16 protein-coding genes are annotated in these 17,888 nt (G+C 67.1%); 10 read left to right on the plus strand and 6 right to left on the minus strand.

Annotation, left to right across the window (positions count from 1 at the left end; translation table 11 throughout):
* Positions 1 to 43: 43 nt before the first annotated feature.
* The 3 genes from ICN82_RS00915 to ICN82_RS00925 are packed head-to-tail and all read left to right on the plus strand — an operon-like array spanning position 44 to position 3,353.
* Positions 44 to 823: an ATP-binding cassette domain-containing protein gene (locus ICN82_RS00915; RefSeq protein WP_193178949.1), complete on the plus strand. Its 780-nt coding sequence runs from the start codon at positions 44 to 46 to the stop codon at positions 821 to 823.
* Positions 820 to 1,830, plus strand: coding sequence for a zinc-binding alcohol dehydrogenase family protein (locus ICN82_RS00920; RefSeq protein WP_226898191.1), 1,011 nt, complete (start codon positions 820 to 822; stop codon positions 1,828 to 1,830). The genes ICN82_RS00915 and ICN82_RS00920 overlap by 4 nt, the downstream gene beginning before the upstream one ends.
* Complete coding sequence (locus tag ICN82_RS00925; RefSeq protein WP_193178950.1) at positions 1,827 to 3,353, plus strand: UxaA family hydrolase; 1,527 nt, start codon at positions 1,827 to 1,829, stop codon at positions 3,351 to 3,353. Before ICN82_RS00920 ends, ICN82_RS00925 begins: the two co-directional genes overlap by 4 nt.
* Positions 3,354 to 3,361: 8 nt before the next feature.
* Here the strand turns inward: ICN82_RS00925 and ICN82_RS00930 are convergent, their stop codons facing one another.
* Genes ICN82_RS00930 through hutG form a run of 3 tightly spaced genes read right to left on the minus strand, consistent with a single transcriptional unit; the run spans position 3,362 to position 6,363 of the window.
* Positions 3,362 to 4,111, minus strand: coding sequence for an IclR family transcriptional regulator (locus tag ICN82_RS00930; protein WP_193178951.1), 750 nt, complete (start codon positions 4,109 to 4,111; stop codon positions 3,362 to 3,364).
* 12 nt (positions 4,112 to 4,123) lie between these two features.
* Positions 4,124 to 5,536, minus strand: a complete 1,413-nt coding sequence (locus ICN82_RS00935) for a formimidoylglutamate deiminase (RefSeq protein WP_193178952.1) — start codon at positions 5,534 to 5,536, stop codon at positions 4,124 to 4,126.
* A complete protein-coding gene (hutG, locus tag ICN82_RS00940; protein ID WP_193178953.1) occupies positions 5,533 to 6,363 on the minus strand; it encodes an N-formylglutamate deformylase in 831 nt (276 codons plus the stop codon). The genes ICN82_RS00935 and hutG overlap by 4 nt, the downstream gene beginning before the upstream one ends.
* Before the next feature lie 139 nt (positions 6,364 to 6,502).
* On the opposite strand from hutG, the gene ICN82_RS00945 reads away from it, so the two are divergent.
* From ICN82_RS00945 to ICN82_RS00955, 3 genes are read left to right on the plus strand one after another with little or no spacing between them, the layout of a single operon-like run.
* On the plus strand, positions 6,503 to 7,477 hold the full coding sequence (locus ICN82_RS00945; RefSeq protein ID WP_193178954.1) for a TAXI family TRAP transporter solute-binding subunit: 975 nt from the start codon (positions 6,503 to 6,505) through the stop codon (positions 7,475 to 7,477).
* 5 nt (positions 7,478 to 7,482) lie between these two features.
* Positions 7,483 to 7,980, plus strand: a complete 498-nt coding sequence (locus tag ICN82_RS00950) for a DUF1850 domain-containing protein (RefSeq protein WP_193178955.1) — start codon at positions 7,483 to 7,485, stop codon at positions 7,978 to 7,980.
* Positions 7,977 to 10,208, plus strand: a complete 2,232-nt coding sequence (locus ICN82_RS00955) for a TRAP transporter permease (protein WP_193178956.1) — start codon at positions 7,977 to 7,979, stop codon at positions 10,206 to 10,208. The genes ICN82_RS00950 and ICN82_RS00955 overlap by 4 nt, the downstream gene beginning before the upstream one ends.
* Positions 10,209 to 10,274: 66 nt before the next feature.
* On the opposite strand, the gene ICN82_RS00960 is transcribed toward ICN82_RS00955, so the two are convergent.
* Positions 10,275 to 11,156: an NAD(P)-dependent oxidoreductase gene (locus ICN82_RS00960; protein WP_193178957.1), complete on the minus strand. Its 882-nt coding sequence runs from the start codon at positions 11,154 to 11,156 to the stop codon at positions 10,275 to 10,277.
* Positions 11,157 to 11,629: 473 nt separating this feature from the next.
* Between ICN82_RS00960 and ICN82_RS00965 the strand changes: the two genes are divergently transcribed.
* The 3 genes from ICN82_RS00965 to ICN82_RS00975 all read left to right on the plus strand — a co-directional run bounded on the left by ICN82_RS00965 (position 11,630) and on the right by ICN82_RS00975 (position 14,296).
* Positions 11,630 to 11,965 carry a cupin domain-containing protein gene (locus ICN82_RS00965; RefSeq protein ID WP_330998941.1) on the plus strand — a complete coding sequence of 112 codons (336 nt, stop codon included), beginning with the start codon at positions 11,630 to 11,632 and terminating at the stop codon, positions 11,963 to 11,965.
* Positions 11,966 to 12,102: 137 nt separating this feature from the next.
* Positions 12,103 to 13,875: a sodium:solute symporter family transporter gene (locus ICN82_RS00970; RefSeq protein ID WP_193178959.1), complete on the plus strand. Its 1,773-nt coding sequence runs from the start codon at positions 12,103 to 12,105 to the stop codon at positions 13,873 to 13,875.
* Positions 13,876 to 13,978: 103 nt separating this feature from the next.
* Positions 13,979 to 14,296, plus strand: coding sequence for a hypothetical protein (locus ICN82_RS00975; RefSeq protein WP_226898192.1), 318 nt, complete (start codon positions 13,979 to 13,981; stop codon positions 14,294 to 14,296).
* 3 nt (positions 14,297 to 14,299) lie between these two features.
* On the opposite strand, the gene ICN82_RS00980 is transcribed toward ICN82_RS00975, so the two are convergent.
* The gene (locus ICN82_RS00980; RefSeq protein WP_193178960.1) at positions 14,300 to 14,962 is read right to left on the minus strand and encodes a L,D-transpeptidase; all 663 of its coding nucleotides are present in this window, start codon (positions 14,960 to 14,962) and stop codon (positions 14,300 to 14,302) included.
* Positions 14,963 to 15,203: 241 nt separating this feature from the next.
* Positions 15,204 to 16,679 carry a polysaccharide lyase family 7 protein gene (locus ICN82_RS00985; RefSeq protein WP_193178961.1) on the minus strand — a complete coding sequence of 492 codons (1,476 nt, stop codon included), beginning with the start codon at positions 16,677 to 16,679 and terminating at the stop codon, positions 15,204 to 15,206.
* A 458-nt stretch (positions 16,680 to 17,137) separates the two neighbouring features.
* Here ICN82_RS00985 and ICN82_RS00990 point away from each other — a divergent pair, with 458 nt between their 5' ends.
* A complete protein-coding gene (locus ICN82_RS00990) occupies positions 17,138 to 17,884 on the plus strand; it encodes an amino acid ABC transporter substrate-binding protein (RefSeq protein WP_193178962.1) in 747 nt (248 codons plus the stop codon).
* Positions 17,885 to 17,888 lie beyond the last annotated feature (4 nt).

The raw sequence follows: 17,888 nt of genomic DNA on the forward strand, positions 1-17,888 counted from the left end.
GGGCGCCGCCCCCCGCCCCTTCCGGCAGAAAGGCAGCCACAGCATGACCCGCCCCCTCGTGGAACTCATCGATATCGAGAAGCATTTCGGCGGCATCCGCGCGGTCGACCGCGTCTCGCTGGACCTCTGGCCGGGCGAGGTGGTCGGCGTGCTGGGCCATAACGGCGCGGGCAAGTCCTGCCTGATGCGGATCCTGTCCGGGGCGATGACGCCCTCGGCCGGCGAGATCCGCGTCAACGGCAGCCCCGCGTCCTTTTCCAGCCCCAATGACGCCCGCGCGGCCGGGATCGAGACGATCTACCAGACCCTGGCGCTGGCCGATCACCTGGACGCGGCCGCCAATCTTTTCCTGGGCCGCGAACTCAAGACCCGGTTCGGCAATCTCGACGACGCGCGGATGCTGGCCGAGGCCAGGACCGTGCTGGCGCGGCTGAACCCGAATTTCAAGAACCTGCGCGATCCGGTCTCGTCGCTGTCCGGCGGGCAGAGGCAGGTGATCGCCATCGCCCGCGCGATCTATTTCGACACAAAAATCCTGATCATGGACGAACCCACCGCGGCGCTGGGACCGTCGGAAACCGCCATGGTCGCCGACCTGATCCGCCAGCTGCGCGACGAGGGCATCGGCATCTTCCTCGTCAGCCATGACATGCATGACGTGTTCGAGCTGTGCGACCGGGTCGTGGTGATGAACAAGGGCCGGCTGGTCGGCGCCCATGCCATCCACGAAGTGTCGAAGGACGACGTGCTGAGCCTGATCGTCAAGGGCGAGCTGCCCGCCGACTGGTCGGCGCGCAACCTGATGGCGGAGGCGGCGCAATGAGGGATCTTCCCGGCGACCTGATGGATTGCGGCATCTGCGTCGCGCCCGGCCGGTTCGAGGTCGCGCCGCGCGCATGGCCGATGATCGCCCCGCCCGGCTGGCGGCTGGTCGATATCGCGGCGATCGGCATCTGCGGCACGGATTACCACATCTTCGAGGGGAAGCACCCGTTCCTCGACTATCCGCGGGTGATCGGGCACGAGCTGTCCGGCCACCTGGCGGACGGGCCGGATGCCGGTCAGCTGGTAGTGGTGAACCCCTACCTGTCCTGCGGCACCTGCCGGGCCTGCCTGCGCGGGAAACCCAATTGCTGCGCCGCGATCGAGGTGCTGGGCGTGCATCGCGACGGCGGCATGTGCGCCCGCATCGCGGTGCCGGAGGCGAACCTCTATCCCGCCGAGGGGCTGAGCGCGATCCAGGCGGCGATGGTCGAATTCCTCGCCATCGGCGCCCATGCCGTGGCCCGCGCCGGGCTGGTCCCGGGCGACCGCGTGCTGGTCACCGGCGCGGGACCCATCGGGCTGGGCACCGCGATCTTCGCGCGGCTCGCCGGGGCGGAGGTGCATCTGAGCGACCTCTCCGCCGAAAGGCTGGCCACGGCGCGGCGGCTCTTCGGCTTCGAGCGCCTGCAGGAGGCGGGCCGCGACATCCTGGCGGGGGACCTGGCCGAGGGGTTCGACACGGTCTTCGACGCCACCGGCAGCGCGGCATCGATCATGGCGGGCTTTCCGCTGGTCGCGCATGGCGGATCGAGCGTGCTGGTCAGCGTGGTCAAGGACGACATCACCTTCGCCGATGCCGAGTTCCACAAGCGCGAGACCCGCATCATCGGCAGCCGCAACGCCCTGCGCGCCGATTTCGACCGGGTGATCGCGGCCATCCGCGACGGACAGGTGCCCACGGACGCCATCGCCACCGAGGTGCTGCCGCTGGCCGACCTGCCCGGCCGCTTCCCCGGCCTCGCCGCCGAGCGCGGCGCCATCGTCAAGGTGCTGGTGACGCCATGAAGGACCTCACGGATCCCCCCTGCGCGCTGCATCTGCACCCCGAGGACAATGTCCTGGTGGCGCTGCGCGCCGTGCCCGCGGGCACGGTCCTGCCCGGCGGGATCACCGCGGCGGAGCCCGTCCCGGCGGGGCACAAGATCGCCGCCGCCGCCATCGCCGCGGGCGAATCCGTACGCAAATACGGGCAGATCATCGGCGCGGCGACGCAGCCCGTGGCCCCGGGCATGCATGTCCATGTCCATAATCTCGGCATGGGCGCGCACCGGCAGGATTACGGCTTCGCCCTGGATGCACGGCCCCTGCCCCCGGCCGCGGGCGCCGACAGCTTCCTGGGGTTCCACCGGCCCTCGGGCCGGGTCGGGACGCGCAACTATATCGGCATCCTGACCTCGGTGAATTGCGCAGGCTCCGTCGCGCGCTTCATCGCCGAGGCCGCCACGCGCGGGGGTCTGCTCGATGCCTATCCCAATGTCGACGGGATCGTGCCCATCGTCCATGGATCGGGCTGCGGCATGTCCGGCAAGGGCGAAGGCTATGACACGCTGTTCCGCACCCTGGCGGGCTATGGGCGCAACCCGAATTTCGGCGCGATCCTGATGGTGGGGCTGGGCTGCGAGGTGATGCAGATCCCCGACCTGGTGGACCGCGCCGCGATGAAGGACCGCGAGAGGTTCCGCTACATGACGATCCAGCACGAGGGCGGCACCCGCGCCACGGTGGATCGCGGGCTGGGCCTTCTGCGCGAACTGGCCGCCGCCGCCGACACCGCCCGGCGCGCCCCGGCCCCGGCCTCGGCGCTGGTGCTGGGGATGCAATGCGGCGGCTCGGACGGGTATTCCGGCGTCACCGCCAATCCCGCGCTCGGCCATGCCTCGGACCTGCTGGTGCGCCAGGGCGGCACATCGATCCTGTCGGAGACCTCGGAAATCTACGGCGCCGAACACCTTCTGACCCGGCGCGCGGTGGACGCGCCCACGGGGCGCAGGCTGGTCGGGCTGATCGAGTGGTGGGAGGATTACACCGCCCGCAATTTCGGCGAGATGGACAACAATCCCAGCCCCGGCAACAAGCGCGGCGGGCTGACCACGATCCTGGAGAAATCGCTGGGCGCCGTCGCCAAGGGCGGCACCGCGCCGCTGGCGGGGGTCTACAAATTCGCCGAACCCATCGACCGCCCCGGCTTCGTCTTCATGGACAGCCCCGGCTACGACCCCTGTTCGGTGACCGGCCAGACCGCCTCGGGCGCCACCCTCATCGCCTTCACCACCGGGCGCGGCTCGGTTTCGGGCTACCAGCCGGTGCCCTCGGTCAAGATCGCGTCGAATGCCGACCTGTGGCGGCGGATGGAGGGCGACATGGACGTCAATTGCGGCGACATCCTCGACGGGACCCCAATTGCCGACAAGGGGCGCCAGATCTACGAGCTCTTGCTGCGCGTGGCCTCGGGCGAGAAGACCAAGAGCGAGGCGCAGGGCTTCGGCGCGGTGGAATTCGTTCCCTGGCAGATCGGCGCGGTCATGTAGACCCGCCCTCAGAGCAGTTTCGAGATCTCGGCCGCCACTGCCAGCACGCGGGCGGTCAGCGCGGGGTCGGGCTGCATCTGCATCTCGTGGCCCGAGAGGTTCATCGCCGCCACGTAATGGCCGTGGCGCGACACCAGCGGCGCGGCGATGGAATAGGTGCCGGTCGCCAGGTGAGAGCCCTGCGCGACATGGCCGCGCCTGCGGTCGGCCTTCAGCAGCGGTTTCAGCTCGGCCAGCGAGGCGGGCGCGGCCGGGCTCATCCGGTCGAAGGCATAGCCCGCGAAGCGGCGGTCCAGTTCCTCCTCGGGCAGATCGCTGAGCAATACCCGCCCCATCGTGGTCGAGAAGGCCGGCAGGCGCGACCCCACCGGCACGTTCGACACCATCGCCCGGTCCGACAGCGCGCGATGGACATAGACGATCTCGGTTTCCTGCAGCACCGCGACATGGACGGTGAAGCCCGTCTCGTTGCGCAGCGCCTCCGCCAGCGGCCGCGCCAGGTCATAGACATCCAGCGAGGCGAGGTAGCGATAGCCCAGGTCCATCACCCTGGGCGCCAGGCGATAGCGGTTCTCCTGGCGGATCAGGTAGCCTTCGCGTTCCAGCGTCACGATGAACCGGTAGGCGGCCGAACTGGTCACCGAGATCGCCTCGGCGATCTCGGTCAGCGTCATCTCGGGGCGGCGCGGCTCGAAGCATTCAAGGATGCTCAGGCCCCGCAACAGCGAGTTCGAGCGGTAATCGGGCTCCTTTGCCATGGCCTGCCCTCCTCAGCCTGCGCCGCGCGCCGCCAGCCGCGCCGAGATCCGCGCCATGGCGGCGGCGTAATCCGCGCGGATGCGGTCCTCCTGCGGGTGGCACCCGGCCTGCACGACCCGGCGGCCGCGCACGACCACATCGCCGACATGGAACCCGCGCCCGGCGAAGACGTGAAAATCCAGCGCCGCCTCCGGCGCGACCGGGGCCATGGCAGCGGGCTCGTCGCTGGCCAGTTCCACGAAACTGGCCATGCCGCCCACTGCCAGCCCCGCCTCCGGGCGGCCCGCCGCACGGGCGCCGCCGGTGACGGCGCGGCCCCACAGGTTGGTGCCGACATGAGGCGCGTCCATGGCGGCCAGGACGTTGCGCTGCCGGTCGCGCAGGCGCTGGCTGTATTCCAGCATCTGCAATTCCTGCGCCGCGACGGTGGCGATGTTGGAATCCGAACCGATGCCGAAGACGCCGCCCTGGTCGAGGAACTCGGCGGCACGGAAGATGCCGTCGCCCAGATTGGCCTCGGTCAGCGGGCACAGCCCCGCCACCGCGCCGGAACGCGCGATCTGCGCCAGCTCGGCATCGGTCAGATGGGTGGCATGGATCAGGCACCAGCTGCGGTCGACGGGGGCGATGTCGAAAAGCTGTTCCACCGGGCGGCGGCCGTTCCAGGCCTGCGCGTCCTCGACCTCCTTCACCTGCTCGGAGACATGGATATGCACCGGGCAGCCCGGCAGGATCGCCGCACGCAGATCCATCAGCCCGGCCATTTCCACCGTGGTGACGGCGCGCAGCGAATGCGGCGCGATGCCCAACACGTGGCCCGCGGCCTCGGCCGGCGCCTTCAGCGCCCCCAGCATCGCGGCATAGCCGTCGAGATCCTGGATGAAGCGCCGCTGCCCCTCGCCGGGGGGCAGCCCGCCGAAGCCCGAATGCGCGTAGAAAACCGGCAGATGCGTCAGTTCCAGCCCGGTCGCCTCGGCGGCGGCGAAGATCGCCAGCGACAGTTCCTCGCGGCGCGCATAGGGGCGGCCGTCGAGGTCATTATGGACATAGTGGAATTCGGCGATGCCGGTATAGCCGCCCTTGAGCAGCGACAGGTAGAGCCGCGCGGCAATCGCCTGCATGTCCTCGGGCGAGAGCGTCAGCGCGAAGAAATACATCATGTCACGCCAGGACCAGAAACTGTCCACCGGATTGCGGCGCAGCTCGGTCAGCCCCGCCATCGCGTATTGGAACGCATGGCTGTGCAGGTCGGTGATCCCCGGCACGACCGGGCGCTCATAGACCGGCAGGCCCAGCGGGTTGCCATCCTCGGCAAGCGCCGCGATGGTGCCGTCGGCGGCGAATTCGGCCGAGACGTTCCGCCGCCAGCCATCGGCGGTCAGCACCTGGCGGAAATGCGCGCCCTGCAGACGGTCGCCGCTCATGCCTCCGCCTCCGCGCCCGGCACGAAGCCGGTCATCGCGGCGACGAGCGCGCCGAGCGCGGTCTTCAGCCGGTCGGCCCGTTCGGGCAGATAGGTCCAGGGGCTTTCTTCCAGCATGTAGCAATCCTGCGCGATCTCGATCTGCAGCGCGTGCACATGCGCCGCCGGGTCGCCGTAATGGCGGGTGATGAACCCGCCCTTGAACCGCCCGTCGCGCACGGCGCTGAAGCCCGAGGCCTCGAGCGCGGCGAAGGCGGCATCCGACAGGGCCGGCGCACAGGAGGCACCGGAATTGGTGCCCAGGTTCAGATCGGGCAGACGCCCCTCGAACAGGCGCGGCACGTGGCTGCGGATCGAATGCACGTCCAGCAGCAGGCAATAGCCATGGGCGTCGCGGATGCGCGCGATCTCGGCCGCCAGCGCGGCGTGATAGGGCGCCCAGTAATCGGCGATGCGCGCCGCGCGTTCCTCGGCATCCGGCTCCATCCCCTCGCGGTAAAGCGGCCTGCCGTCGAAATCGATGGTGGAGATCAGCCCCGTCGTCGCCCCCGCATAAAGCGGCGCATCATCCCGCGGCCGGTTCAGATCGACCGCATAGCGCGACATCCGCGCCGCCAAAAGCGAGCCGCCCGCAGGCAGGATGTCACGGGCGATGCGGTCCATGTGCCAGTCGGTATCGCACAGATCCAGCGCCTCTTGCGTCAGCGCCGCGCGCAAGCCCTCCGGCAGGTCCACCCCGGCATGCGGGACGTTCAGCAGCACCGGGCCGTCCCCTGAAATCCCGTTGAACAGAGCCGTTTCAACCTGTTGCGGGGTATCGTTCGCCATGTCATTCCCTTTTGCAGCTGAAAACTGTTATTGACATGCAAAAACTTCCCGTCAAGAAACATCTCATCCAACCCCGCGACGGGCGCGCCTTGCGGCACGCAGAGAACGGGGACACCGCAACAGTCCATGGAGGCTTCCCATGACCTTTTCCCGGCGCCATTTCCTCGGCACCTCCGCGCTGGCCGTCGCCGCGCTGGCGACCCCGGCGCTTGCCGCGGGCCGCACCTTCTTCGGCATCGCCACCGGCGGCACCGGCGGCACCTACTACCCGCTGGGCGGCATGCTGGCGCAGCTGATCTCCAACACCGCGGAACTGCCCGACACCAAGCTGTCGGCCACCGCCGAGACCGGCAATGCCTCGGTCGCCAATGCCCAGCTGCTGGGCCGCGGCGAGATCGAGTCGGCCTTCGTCGCCGCCGACATCCTGGACGCCGCCTATCACGGCAAGGGCCAGTTCGAGGGCGAGCCGGTGGAGAATATCTGCGCGATCGGCGCGCTCTATCCCGAAACCGTCCAGCTGGTGGTGCGCGCCGATAGCGGCATCGAGACCTTCGAGGACCTCAAGGGCAAGTCGATCTCCTCCGGCTCGCCGGGTTCGGGCCAGTGGCAGCTGCTGGGCGACCTGCTGGAAGCCCATGGCATGGTGCGCGAGGACGTGTCGGAAGATTACTCCTCCTTCTCGCAGTCGGTCGACAAGATCAAGGACGGCAACCTGGACGCGTCGCTGATCACCGCGGGCCTGCCGACCTCCTCGGTCACCGACCTGGCCAACGGCCATGACATCCGCATCGTGCCGCTGAACGGCCCGGCCATCGCCAAGCTGCAGGAAACCCAGCCCTATTACGCCAATTCCGTGATCCCCGCGGAAAGCTACAAGGGCGTGGACGCGGATGTGGAAACCCTGGCCGTGCGCGCCATCTGGGCGACCCATGCCGAGGTTCCCGAGGATGTCGTCTATGCCGTGACCAAGGCGCTGTACGAGAACACCGAGACGCTGGGCAATGTCCACCCGATGGGCAAGCAGATCTCGATCGACAAGGCGCTCGAGTCGGTCTCGGTCCCGGTCCATCCCGGCGCCCAGAAATACTACGACGAGAAGGGCATCAGCCAGTAATGGCAATGCTGCGGATCCTCCGCGGCACGGGGAGGGCGGCCACGGCCGCCCTCCTGCTGCTTTGTGCGGCCCTGCCCGGCGCGGCCCGGGCCGGGGACGGCTGGCTGTGCCTGAGCGAGACCCGCGGCGCGGGGCGCGAGATCGCGCGGCTGCCGCTGGGGCCCGAGGGCACCTTCGAGCTGAGCTTCATCCATTCCGTGTCGCGCACCCCCGTCACCGATGCCTATCGCGTCGAGAGGGGCGAGATCGTGCAGACGCGCGAGACCTTCATGGCGCATGGCGCGGGTCTGCCCTCCATCGCCAATGACATCGACGCCACCGGCTGGCGCCACGAGGACGGGCATTTCATCCTCGACATGCACCGCCGGACCGGACCGATCCCGCTGCGCATCCAGGCGCAATACGAGAACACCCTTCACATTGCCGGGACCGATCTGCCCTTGGCGGATCTGGGCCATTCGGCGCTCACCCTTGCCCCCTGCGACGAGGAGACACCGCTTTGACCCGAGGGACGCCCCAGACGGACAATCACGGCCATACGGCCGCCGATGGCGACCGCGACTTCACCCCCGACGAGGTGGAGGCGCTGGTCCGCGAATATGACGCGGAATCGAATTTCCGCGACCTCGTCGGACCGGTCGCGATCCTGGTGACCGTGGCCTCGGTCGCGCTGTCGCTGTTCCATGTCTATACGGCGGGCTTCGGCCTGCTGAACGAGGTGATGCACCGCACCATCCACCTGAGCTTCGTCATGGGGCTGATCTTCCTCGTCTTCCCGAGGAAGCGCGCCACCCCCGACCGGCGCATGTGGATCGAGTCGCTGATCTTCGCCGCCTTCTACCTGTACCTTCTCTATGGGCTTTTCACCGCGCTGCCCGCAAGCACGCTCAAGACCGTCTTCACCGCGGTCATGGCCGTGCTGATCGTGCTGACGCTGCCCATCAACCGCAAGGGCGCCACGCCGGGGCGGATCGCGCTGCGCGACTGGGTCTTCGCGGCCTTCGGCGCGGGGTTCTCGGCCTATCTGTCGGTCTTCTTCCAGCATGTCTTCATCGACAATGTCGGCAACCCGCCGGAGCCGGTCTACATGATGGGGCTGATCGCCATCGTCATGACGCTGGAGGCGACGCGGCGCACGATGGGCGCGACCCTGGCCTGGATCGGCGTCGGCTGCCTGATCTACGCGCTGGCCGGTCCGTACCTGCCGGGGATCCTGGCGCATCGCGGCTATTCGATCACCCGGATCATCAACCACCTCTTCGTCGGCACCGAGGGCATCTACGGCGTCGCGGTCGGGGTGGTGGCGACCTACGTGTTCCATTTCGTGCTGTTCGGCATCCTCGCCCAGATGAGCGGGCTGGGGCAGCTGTTCATCGACCTGGCCACGATCATCGCCGGGCGCGCCTCGGGCGGCTCGGCCAAGGTCTCGGTCGTCTCATCGGGCTTCTTCGGGATGATCTCGGGCTCGCCCATCGCCAATACCGTCACCACCGGCGCCTTCACCATCCCGCTGATGAAGAAATCGGGCTTCTCCGGGCGCTTCGCGGGCGCGGTGGAGGCCTCTGCCTCCTGCGGCGGGCAGATCACCCCGCCGATCATGGGCGCCTCCGCCTTCGTCATGACCGAGATGCTGGGCATCCCCTATAACGAGCTGATCCTGATCGCCATCGTGCCGGCCTGCTTCCATTACATCGCCATCCTGCTGATGGTGCATCTGGAGGCGAAGAAGCTGGGGCTGACCGGCATGTCGAAGGACAAGATCCCGCAATTCGGGGCGGTCCTGGCCCGGTCCTGGCACCTCTTCGTGCCGCTCGGCGTCATGGTCGCGATGCTGCTGATGCAGTACACGCCCTTCCTCGCCGCGTTCTGGGGGATCATCCTGACCATCGTCTTCAGCTACGTGCCGCTGGTGATGCGCAGCCTGGGCAACACCACGATGGACACGTCCACGGTGCTGACGCCGCCGCGGCTGGTGCGCGGCTTCGAGGATGGCGCGAAATTCGCGCTGGCCATCGGCGCGGCCTGTGCCTGCGTGGGCTTCCTGCTGGGGATGACGACGCTGACCGGGCTGGGCTTCAAGTTCTCGGCGGCGGTGGTCGAGCTGGCCCATGACCTGGCGACGCTGGTCACGGCGCTCGATTTCACCGGGCTCCTGTCGGAGAACGGGCTGGCGCTGTTTTTCGGGCTGATCTTCGTGGCCATCGCCTGCATCATCATGGGCGCGGGCATCCCGACCACGCCGACCTACATCATCCTGGCCTCGATCGCCGCGCCCGCGCTGATGGAATTCGACGTGCCGCTGATCGCCACGCATTTCTTCGTCTTCTATTTCGGGGTGCTGGCCGACGTGACGCCGCCCGTGGCGCTGGCCGCCTATGCCGCGGCGGGGCTCGCGCGGTCCGAACCGATGACGACGGGGACGACCGCCTTCCGGCTGTCGATGGGCAAGGCGCTGGTGCCGTTCATGTTCATCTACGCGCCGAGCCTGCTTTTCGTGAACTTCACCTGGGTGGAATTCTCCACGGCGCTGGTCTCGGGTCTGCTGGGCGTTCTGGCACTGTCGGCCGCCTATATCGGCTGGTTCCGCCGGCCCCTGGTCCTGTGGGAAAAGGTGCTGCTGACGATCGCGGGGCTTCTCCTGATCTCCACCCACTGGGCGGCGATCAGCGTGGGCGTCCTGATCGTGGCGGCCATCCTTCTGCGGCCGGGCCCCCGCGCCGCCGCCGCCTGACAAAAAGACGACGCCCGCCGGAGCGATCCGGCGGGCGTTTTCATGCCGGGCGATCCGCGTCGCGGATCAGCGCGGCAGCGTCCGGAAATAGTCGTAGATTTCGGGCACGTTGCCCTCGCCCATCCCCGCCTCGAAGGCCGCCTGAAGATTGGCCGACGTGCCCTCGGCGATCTGCGCGCGGGTCCCCAGGTCCTCGGCCATCGCCAGGAAATAGGCCAGGTCCTTGTTGGCATTGGCGATCGAGAAGCCCAGGTCGCTGACCCCGTCCACGGCGTAATTCTTGCAGAACTTCATGAAGGGCGATGCCGAGGGGCCGGTCGACATGATCTCGTAGAGCTGCGCGCGATCGACCCCGGCCTTGTCGGCCACGGCGAAGGCCTGGCTCATGGTGCAGACCGTGGTCATGCCCATGAAGTTGTTGATCAGCTTGGTCGTGTGCCCGGCGCCGAGCGCCCCGAGATGGAAGACGTTCTCGCCCTGGTCCTGCAGCACGGGCAGCACCTTGTCGAAGACCGCGCGATCGCCGGCGGCCATGATGTTCAGAAGCCCGTCCTTTGCATGGGCCGGGGTCCGCCCCAGCGGCGCATCGATCATGCCCGCGCCCTTCGCCGCCAGATCGGCGCCGATCCGGCGGGTCGATGCGGGGATGGACGTGCCGAAATCGATGAGGACCGCGCCCTCGCGGATCCCGGCCAGGATGCCGTCCTCGGCATAGACCAGCTTCTCGACCACCTCGGAGGTCGTCAGGCACAGCATCACGATATCGGCCGCCGCAGCCAGGTCGCGGCCGCAGGCCGCCTCGCGGGCATTGCCGCGTGCGGTGACTGCCGCGACCGCATCGCTGTTGAGGTCCATGACGACCAGCTCATAGCCCTTCTTCTGAAGGTTTTCGACCATGTTGCCGCCCATGAGGCCCAGGCCGATGAATCCGATGACGGGTTTGGTCATAGCTGACTCCAGAATTATTTGCGTCGTACCGCGCACCGGTAAAGCAATTCTTCCGGTAAATCCATACTTGGATCCCAGTTAATGGCATGTGCGGTTATCTCCATGATGTTCGGAATGTTACGGTTCCACCCGGACAAATCTAGATGAGCTAAGCGCTATAACTAACTGTAAATAATAACTTCTAAATGAAGACCCGGAAGCACGAGACACGAACCGCGCTGGATTCATCATATTTTCCGGCAAAGAAACTTGTAGCCAAGAGAATCATATTCTAGAAGGACCGCACCGTCAGGGGGGCAATCTGGCGGGTCGCTTCATCGCCGGGGCGCGGTGCGCCACGCCGGGGAAAGCTGCGAAACCGGGGCCGAATGGCGCCCTGCGGCCCTGCCCCGCAGGCAACGGGCGACAGTCTTTCCGGCATCGCGCCAGCGCGCGGCGCCGGGCTCATCCGCCAGAGATCAGGGAGACGACAAGTGGACATCCGGAATTTCTTCTACGGCAAGGATCACGAGCTGGAGGATCTCGGCGGCGGCATCCGGCGCCGCATGGCCGCCTTCAACGACAACGCGATGTGCGTCGAGGTGCATTTCGACACCGGTGCCGTCGCCGCATTGCACAGCCACCCGCATGAGCAGATCAGCTATGTCGTCTCCGGCGTCTTCGAATTCGAGATCGGCGGCGAAAAGAAGATCGTCCGCGCCGGGGACACCACCTACAAGCAGCCCGGCATCGAGCATGGCGCAACCTGCCTGGAAGAGGGCATGCTGCTGGATTTCTTCACGCCGCATCGCGAAGACTTCGTGAAATAGCCCGTCCCGGGCCGTCGCGACCCCGCGCACCCTCCCCCGCCCGCTCCGCTCAGCCGCCGCGCTGATCCCGCCGCCGGTCGCCCTGACCGGTCCCGGCCCCGTTGCGCCCGGCCGATGCCGGGCAGGCAGGACATCCGATGGATTACGATCTTACCACCTCCCTCTTCGAACGCAGGGTCGACCTTGGCCTGGTCGTCCTCTACCTGATCTTCATTGTCGCGATCGGCTTTCTCTTCCGCGGCAAGTCCGACAGTCCCAGCAACTATTTCCGCGGCGGCGGCAAGCTGCTGTGGTGGATGACCGGGGCCTCGGCCTTCATGGTCCAGTTCTCCGCCTGGACCTTCACCGGCGCGGCGGGCAAGGCCTATACGGACGGCCTGGCGGTCGCAGTCATCTTCATCGGCAACGCGATCGGCTATTTCCTGTCCTTCCTGCTGGTGGCCGAGATCTTCCGCCAGACGCGCTGCATCACCCCGGTCGACGCGATCCGCCGCCGGTACGGCGCGGTGAACGAACAGGTCTTCACCTGGGCGCAGGTGCCCCTGGGCGTGATCCAGGCCGGGATCTGGCTGAACGGGCTGGCGATCTTCGCCTCCGCCGTCTTTGGCGTCTCGATCGAGACCACGATCATCATCACCGGGCTGGTCGTCATGTTCGTGTCGCTGACCGGCGGGGCCTGGGCGGTGGTGGCCTCCGACTACGTGCAGATGCTGGTCATCATGGCCGTCTCGATCACCGCGGTAATCTTCGTCGGCTTCGAATTCGGCCTGACCCGGGTGATCGTCGAATTCCCCGCCGAGCTGTTCACCAACGACCTGAACTATGCCGGGCTGTTCGTGATCTGGGCGCTGATGTCGATCACCAAGCAGATCTTCTCGACCAACAACATGTTCGACGCCTCGCGCTATCTGGTGGCCAAGGACAGCGCCAATGCCCGCAAGGCGGCGCTGCTTGCGGCGATCCTGATGTTCGCGGGCACCTTCATCTGGTTCCTGCCGCCCATGGCCACGGCCCTGATGGGGGTGGATCTGCAGGCGGCCTATCCGACCCTGGGCAGCAAGGCCGCCGATGCCGCCTATCTGGCCTTCGTCGATGTCGCGATGCCGGTGGGCATGGTCGGGATCATGATGGCCGCGCTGTTCTCGGCGACCATGTCCTCCATGGATTCGGGCCTGAACCGCAGCGCGGGCATCATGTCGATCAACTTCTACAAGCCGGTGATCCGCCGCGGATCCTGCAGCGACGCGGAACTGGTGATCTTCGGCAAGGTGACGACGGTGCTCTTCGGCGTGCTGATCGTGCTGGTGGCGCTGTTCATCGCCTCGCTGAAGGAACTCAGCCTGTTCGACATCATGCTGCAGATGGGCAGCCTGATCCAGATGCCGATCCTGATCCCGCTTTTCCTGGCGATCTTCGTGCGCAAGGTGCCGGACTGGGCGCCCTGGGCCACCGTGCTTGTCGGGCTGGGCGTCTCGCTGGCGTCGAAATACCTGCTGACGCCGGATCTTCTGGCGACGCTGGGCGGGGTCAGCTTCACCGGCCGCGAAAGCGCCGACCTGGTCTTCATCGTCTCGATGCTGCTGCACCTGGTGGTGACCACGGGGTTCTTCTTCTGGACGCGCCGGTTCCATGACGACGTGAGCGAGCGCCGCCAGCAGGAGATCGATGCCTTCTTCGAGGATATCGCCACGCCCGTCGAACCCGAGGAAGCCGACGCGGTCACCGACCAGGAACAGCGCCGCAAGCTGGGCACGCTGTCGATGATCTACGGGGCCACGATCCTGCTGCTGCCGCTGATCCCGCAGCCCGATCACCAGGGCCGCGCGATCCTGGGCTTCGCGCTGACCGGCGGGATCGTCCTGGGCCTCGGCGCGCTGCTGCGGCTGTCGGCCCGGGGCGGCCGGGGCTAGCCCGCCGGGCGCGGGGGCGGAATTTGGTGCAGAAATGCCCCTTCCGCCCCGCCCCGGCGCAGTTCGCGGTTGCCTCGCACGCCGGGCATGAGAGAGTCGCGGCATGACACGACTGACGGAATCCCGCCCCATGCGCCATTGCCTGCTTCCCGTTCTGCTGCTGACCGGCCTTGCCGGCTGCGATCCTGCCGCCTTCAACATGGGCGGCGCCACGGCCGATCCCGTGCCCGAGGCCGTGCGCGCCATGGCTGCGCCGGGCCAGAATGTCGATACGGCGCGGGTGCTGGAAGACAACTGCTACTGGTACGACCATGCCGGGCCGGTGGAGACCACGCCCTTGCCGCTGCTGACCGCCGAGGGGCGGCCGATCTGCCGCGCGGCCCCCGATGCCGCGACGGAGGCCGAGGCCCCCGCCGCCTGAGCCTCAGCTCTGGGCCGTGACGGTCGGCTCCGCCGGATGCAGGACCGCACGGCTGCCCAGGGCCACGGTATCGTAAAGCCCGATGATATGCGCCATCACCATGCGCACGCAGCCCGAGCTGGCCCGGCCGCCGATCGACCGCGGATGCGGCGTGCCATGGATGCGCAGATAGGTGTCCCGGTTGCCGGTATAGAGATACAGCGCCCGCGCCCCCAGCGGGTTGGTCGGCCCTCCGGGCATCCCGTCGGCATGCTGGGCATAAAGCTCCGGGTCGCGCTCGATCATCTCCGGCGTGGGCGTCCAGCCGGGCCATTTCGCCTTGCGCTTGATCGTGTAGCTGCCCGGCTCGTAAAGCTGGCCGCGCGCGATCGCAACGCCATAGCGGTCGGCCGTGCCGTCATCGCGGACATGATACAGATAGCGCGCGACGGCATCGACATGGATGTCGCCCGGCGTCAGGCCCGCATTCGCCTCCACCCGGGTCGGCAGGAAGCGCGGATGAAAGCCCCAGGGATTGGTGGTCGCCGGGTCGTAATTGGCGGGAGTGACCTGCGCATCCCAGCGCGCCCATTGACCCGCGGTCTGGGCCGGGGCGGCAGAGGGAAATGCCAGCGGCGCGGAAAAGAGCGCGGCGCCGCTCATCAGGAAATGGCGTCTTGCCATCATGTGCGGAAATCTCCCGGCTAAGACAGGTAGCAACGATACCGGGGGACTCTAGCCTGACGGGCCGCCGGGTCCAATGCCGGGAGGCGCGCTTCTGCGTGACTGTGGCCGTGAAGTATCGCGGAATTGCGTAGAATTCCGGAGATTCCCGGGCTGGCGCCCGCATGCGAAACGGCCCCGGGGCCCGCCCCATCGGGGCCCCGGGGCCATCCGGCGCGGCAGGGCCGCGCGCCGGACAGGGTGGTCAGAGGATCAGGTCCGACAGTCCGAAATCGGCAGCGGTCTCGTCCAGCAGCGTGGCCAGATGCACCCGCGCGCCGCTGCCCGCATCGCCGTCGAGATCGACATAGAGCCGGGTATCCGCCCCGTCCTGGACGAATTCCACATAGCCGCCCGAGATCGCGTTGGAGCCGCCAAGCCCCGAGGCCCCGTCGAGGATCTCCGACAGGTCGAGGACATCGCCGTTGGGACGGCTGAAATCGGCGACGACATCGGTGCCGTGCAGGTCGGTGAACACGTAGGTATCCGCCCCCGCGCCGCCCTTCAGCCAGTCCGAACCGCTGCCCGCGACCAGCACGTCATCGCCGTCATTGCCCCACAGCTCGTCGCTGCCCGACCCGCCGGTCAGCGTGTCGTTTCCGGCACCGCCCTTGAGCGTGTCATTCCCGGCATTGCCGTTGAGCACGTCATTGCCGGCATCGCCCTTCAGGCTGTCATAGCCGCCGCCGCCATTGATCGTGTCATTGCCGCCGCCGCCCGAGACCGTATCGGCCCCCGCGCCCGCATTGATCAGATCGGCGCCGGAGGTGCCGGAGATGTCATCGGCGCCGGACGTGCCATCGATGGTGTTTCCCGACCCGCCGCCCGTGCCGCCGCCGCCCGATCCGCCGCCCGGGTTGTCACCCAGCCAGGCATCGCGGCCGCCGCCCTCGTCATGGCTGATATCGATGCCGAAGAAGGCCGCCTCGGCCGCGCCGGACCCTTCCGACGCATGGCCGGAGACATGCGTGACGCCCTGATAGACGCCTGCCTTGAAATAGAAGCTGTCCCCGTTCCAGTCATCGATGATCTCGGTCGGGTCCACCCCGTCGGTGGGCACTGCCGAATAGGTCTGCCCGTCGGCATAGATCGCGACGATCAGCTTTCCGTCGACCACTTCGATGATGTAGGAAAAGGTCTCGCCCAGGGCGACATTCGGGCGCTGCCCGGCGGCGTTCTCGAAATAGAACAGCCGTTCGTCGCCGTCGCTGCCGGTCAGTTCGTTGGCATAGTACAGGTCCCCGTCGGCATTGTAGTACAGGCGGCACAGCTCGTCATTGGCGCCGTGGATCTGCCCGACGATGACGCGGGCCGGGTCTCCGTCATCCTCCTCTGCCAGCTCCGTGACCTTCAGCGTCGCCGAAAGCGTGCCCCCCTGGCTGACCGACCAGGCCGCATTGCTGCCATCGTCATTCATTTCCCGCAGCTCGGAGCGGGTATAATTGGTATTCGCGCTGGTTCTGGCGCCATTCACATCCGCGCGAAAGATCATCGCGTCCTGATTGGCATCGTAGTAGAAAAACTCTTCCGCCTCGAAACCTTCGAAATTCGGCGGTTTCACCTCATAGGCAGTATCGTCGAAGAAATTCCCGTCTCCGCCGTCGCTCTTGAAATAATCGGCATCGACCGGCAGGGTGACCTTCCAGTTGTTCAGGTCAAAAATACTGTGATTCCAGGGCATTGCTTCTCCTCCATCCCGTCGCCTCCCCGCGCCGGGTTCTTGTAGACAAGTTCGTATCCTAGAATCAAAATTGGTGTCAACGTGCATTTAGCTAGCAAAACAAACACAGGAGGCAATCCGCTCACCGGAAGAAACCGCGGTTTTATTCGGGTGAAAAAGCGACTTTTATTTCCATGGTTTGCGGTTTTTCATTTCACATCTGCCCCGAATGCGTTTCGCCTCAGTTCCCGCGGGAAAACCTCCCGACACAGGCGCAACAATGCCGGGCCTCCACGGGAGGCTCCGGCGGCACGTCCCCGCATGGCCGCGGGAGATCCTTCCTCCTGCCGCGCAGATGCCGAAATGCCGTCCCGCGCTCCTGCCCGATGCCGGTCCGATAGTCCTATCCCTTCCGCCGACGGTTGAACCGGCCTGCGCGGGAACCATCTCTACCGCCAGTACAGTCACGGAGTTTCGTCATGAACCGCATCCTCGCGACCATTCTCGCCCTCGGGCTGGGCCCGGCCGCCGCCGCCGCCGAGACCCTGACCGTCGGCATGTCCGGCGGCTATTTTCCCTTCACCTTCGTGAAACAGGACCAGCTCCAGGGCTTCGAGGTGGATGTGATGAACGCGATCGGCGAAAAGGCCGGGCTGGACATCGAGTTCCAGACCATGTCCTTCTCCGGGCTGATCGGCGCGCTGGAGGCCGGGCGGATCGACACCGTGGCGAACCAGATCACCATCACCCCCGAGCGCGAGGCCCGTTTCGCCTTCAGCCAGCCTTATGTCCATGACGGGGCCCAGGTCGTGGTGCGCGAAGGCAATGACGCCATCGCCGGCGTGGAGGATCTGCGCGGCCGCACGGTCGCCGTCAATCTGGGGTCCAATTTCGAGCAGCTCCTGAACGATCTGCCCTATGCCGACGAGATCGACATCCGCACCTATGAATCGAACATCGCGCAGGATACCGCGCTCGGCCGGGTCGATGCCTTCGTGATGGACCGCGTCTCCTCGGCCCAGCTGATCGCCGAAAGCCCGCTGCCGCTGGCGCTGGCGGGCAAGCCCTTCTCGGAGATCCGCAATGCCCTGCCCTTCCGCGACGACGAGGCGGGGCGCGCGATGCGCGACAGGGTCGATGCCGCGCTTGTCTCGCTGCGCGAGGACGGGACCCTGGCCGGGATTTCGCAGAAGTGGTTCGGCGCAGACATCACCACCGCGGAATGACGGA

The organism is Mangrovicoccus algicola (assembly GCF_014903745.1).
GTDB lineage: Bacteria > Pseudomonadota > Alphaproteobacteria > Rhodobacterales > Rhodobacteraceae > Mangrovicoccus > Mangrovicoccus algicola.

What these genes read in the sequence shown, in the direction of transcription:
- ICN82_RS00970 (WP_193178959.1), top strand. Translation starts at nt 12,103, where the DNA reads ATGGATTACGATCTTACCACCTCCCTCTTCGAACGCAGGGTCGACCTT.
- ICN82_RS00915 (WP_193178949.1), top strand. Translation starts at nt 44, where the DNA reads ATGACCCGCCCCCTCGTGGAACTCATCGATATCGAGAAGCATTTCGGC.
- ICN82_RS00925 (WP_193178950.1), top strand. Translation starts at nt 1,827, where the DNA reads ATGAAGGACCTCACGGATCCCCCCTGCGCGCTGCATCTGCACCCCGAG.
- ICN82_RS00960 (WP_193178957.1), bottom strand. Translation starts at nt 11,156, where the DNA reads ATGACCAAACCCGTCATCGGATTCATCGGCCTGGGCCTCATGGGCGGC.
- ICN82_RS00990 (WP_193178962.1), top strand. Translation starts at nt 17,138, where the DNA reads ATGAACCGCATCCTCGCGACCATTCTCGCCCTCGGGCTGGGCCCGGCC.
- ICN82_RS00975 (WP_226898192.1), top strand. Translation starts at nt 13,979, where the DNA reads ATGACACGACTGACGGAATCCCGCCCCATGCGCCATTGCCTGCTTCCC.
- hutG (WP_193178953.1), bottom strand. Translation starts at nt 6,363, where the DNA reads ATGGCGAACGATACCCCGCAACAGGTTGAAACGGCTCTGTTCAACGGG.
- ICN82_RS00980 (WP_193178960.1), bottom strand. Translation starts at nt 14,962, where the DNA reads ATGATGGCAAGACGCCATTTCCTGATGAGCGGCGCCGCGCTCTTTTCC.
- ICN82_RS00985 (WP_193178961.1), bottom strand. Translation starts at nt 16,679, where the DNA reads ATGCCCTGGAATCACAGTATTTTTGACCTGAACAACTGGAAGGTCACC.
- ICN82_RS00945 (WP_193178954.1), top strand. Translation starts at nt 6,503, where the DNA reads ATGACCTTTTCCCGGCGCCATTTCCTCGGCACCTCCGCGCTGGCCGTC.
- ICN82_RS00930 (WP_193178951.1), bottom strand. Translation starts at nt 4,111, where the DNA reads ATGGCAAAGGAGCCCGATTACCGCTCGAACTCGCTGTTGCGGGGCCTG.
- ICN82_RS00920 (WP_226898191.1), top strand. Translation starts at nt 820, where the DNA reads ATGAGGGATCTTCCCGGCGACCTGATGGATTGCGGCATCTGCGTCGCG.
- ICN82_RS00935 (WP_193178952.1), bottom strand. Translation starts at nt 5,536, where the DNA reads ATGAGCGGCGACCGTCTGCAGGGCGCGCATTTCCGCCAGGTGCTGACC.
- ICN82_RS00950 (WP_193178955.1), top strand. Translation starts at nt 7,483, where the DNA reads ATGCTGCGGATCCTCCGCGGCACGGGGAGGGCGGCCACGGCCGCCCTC.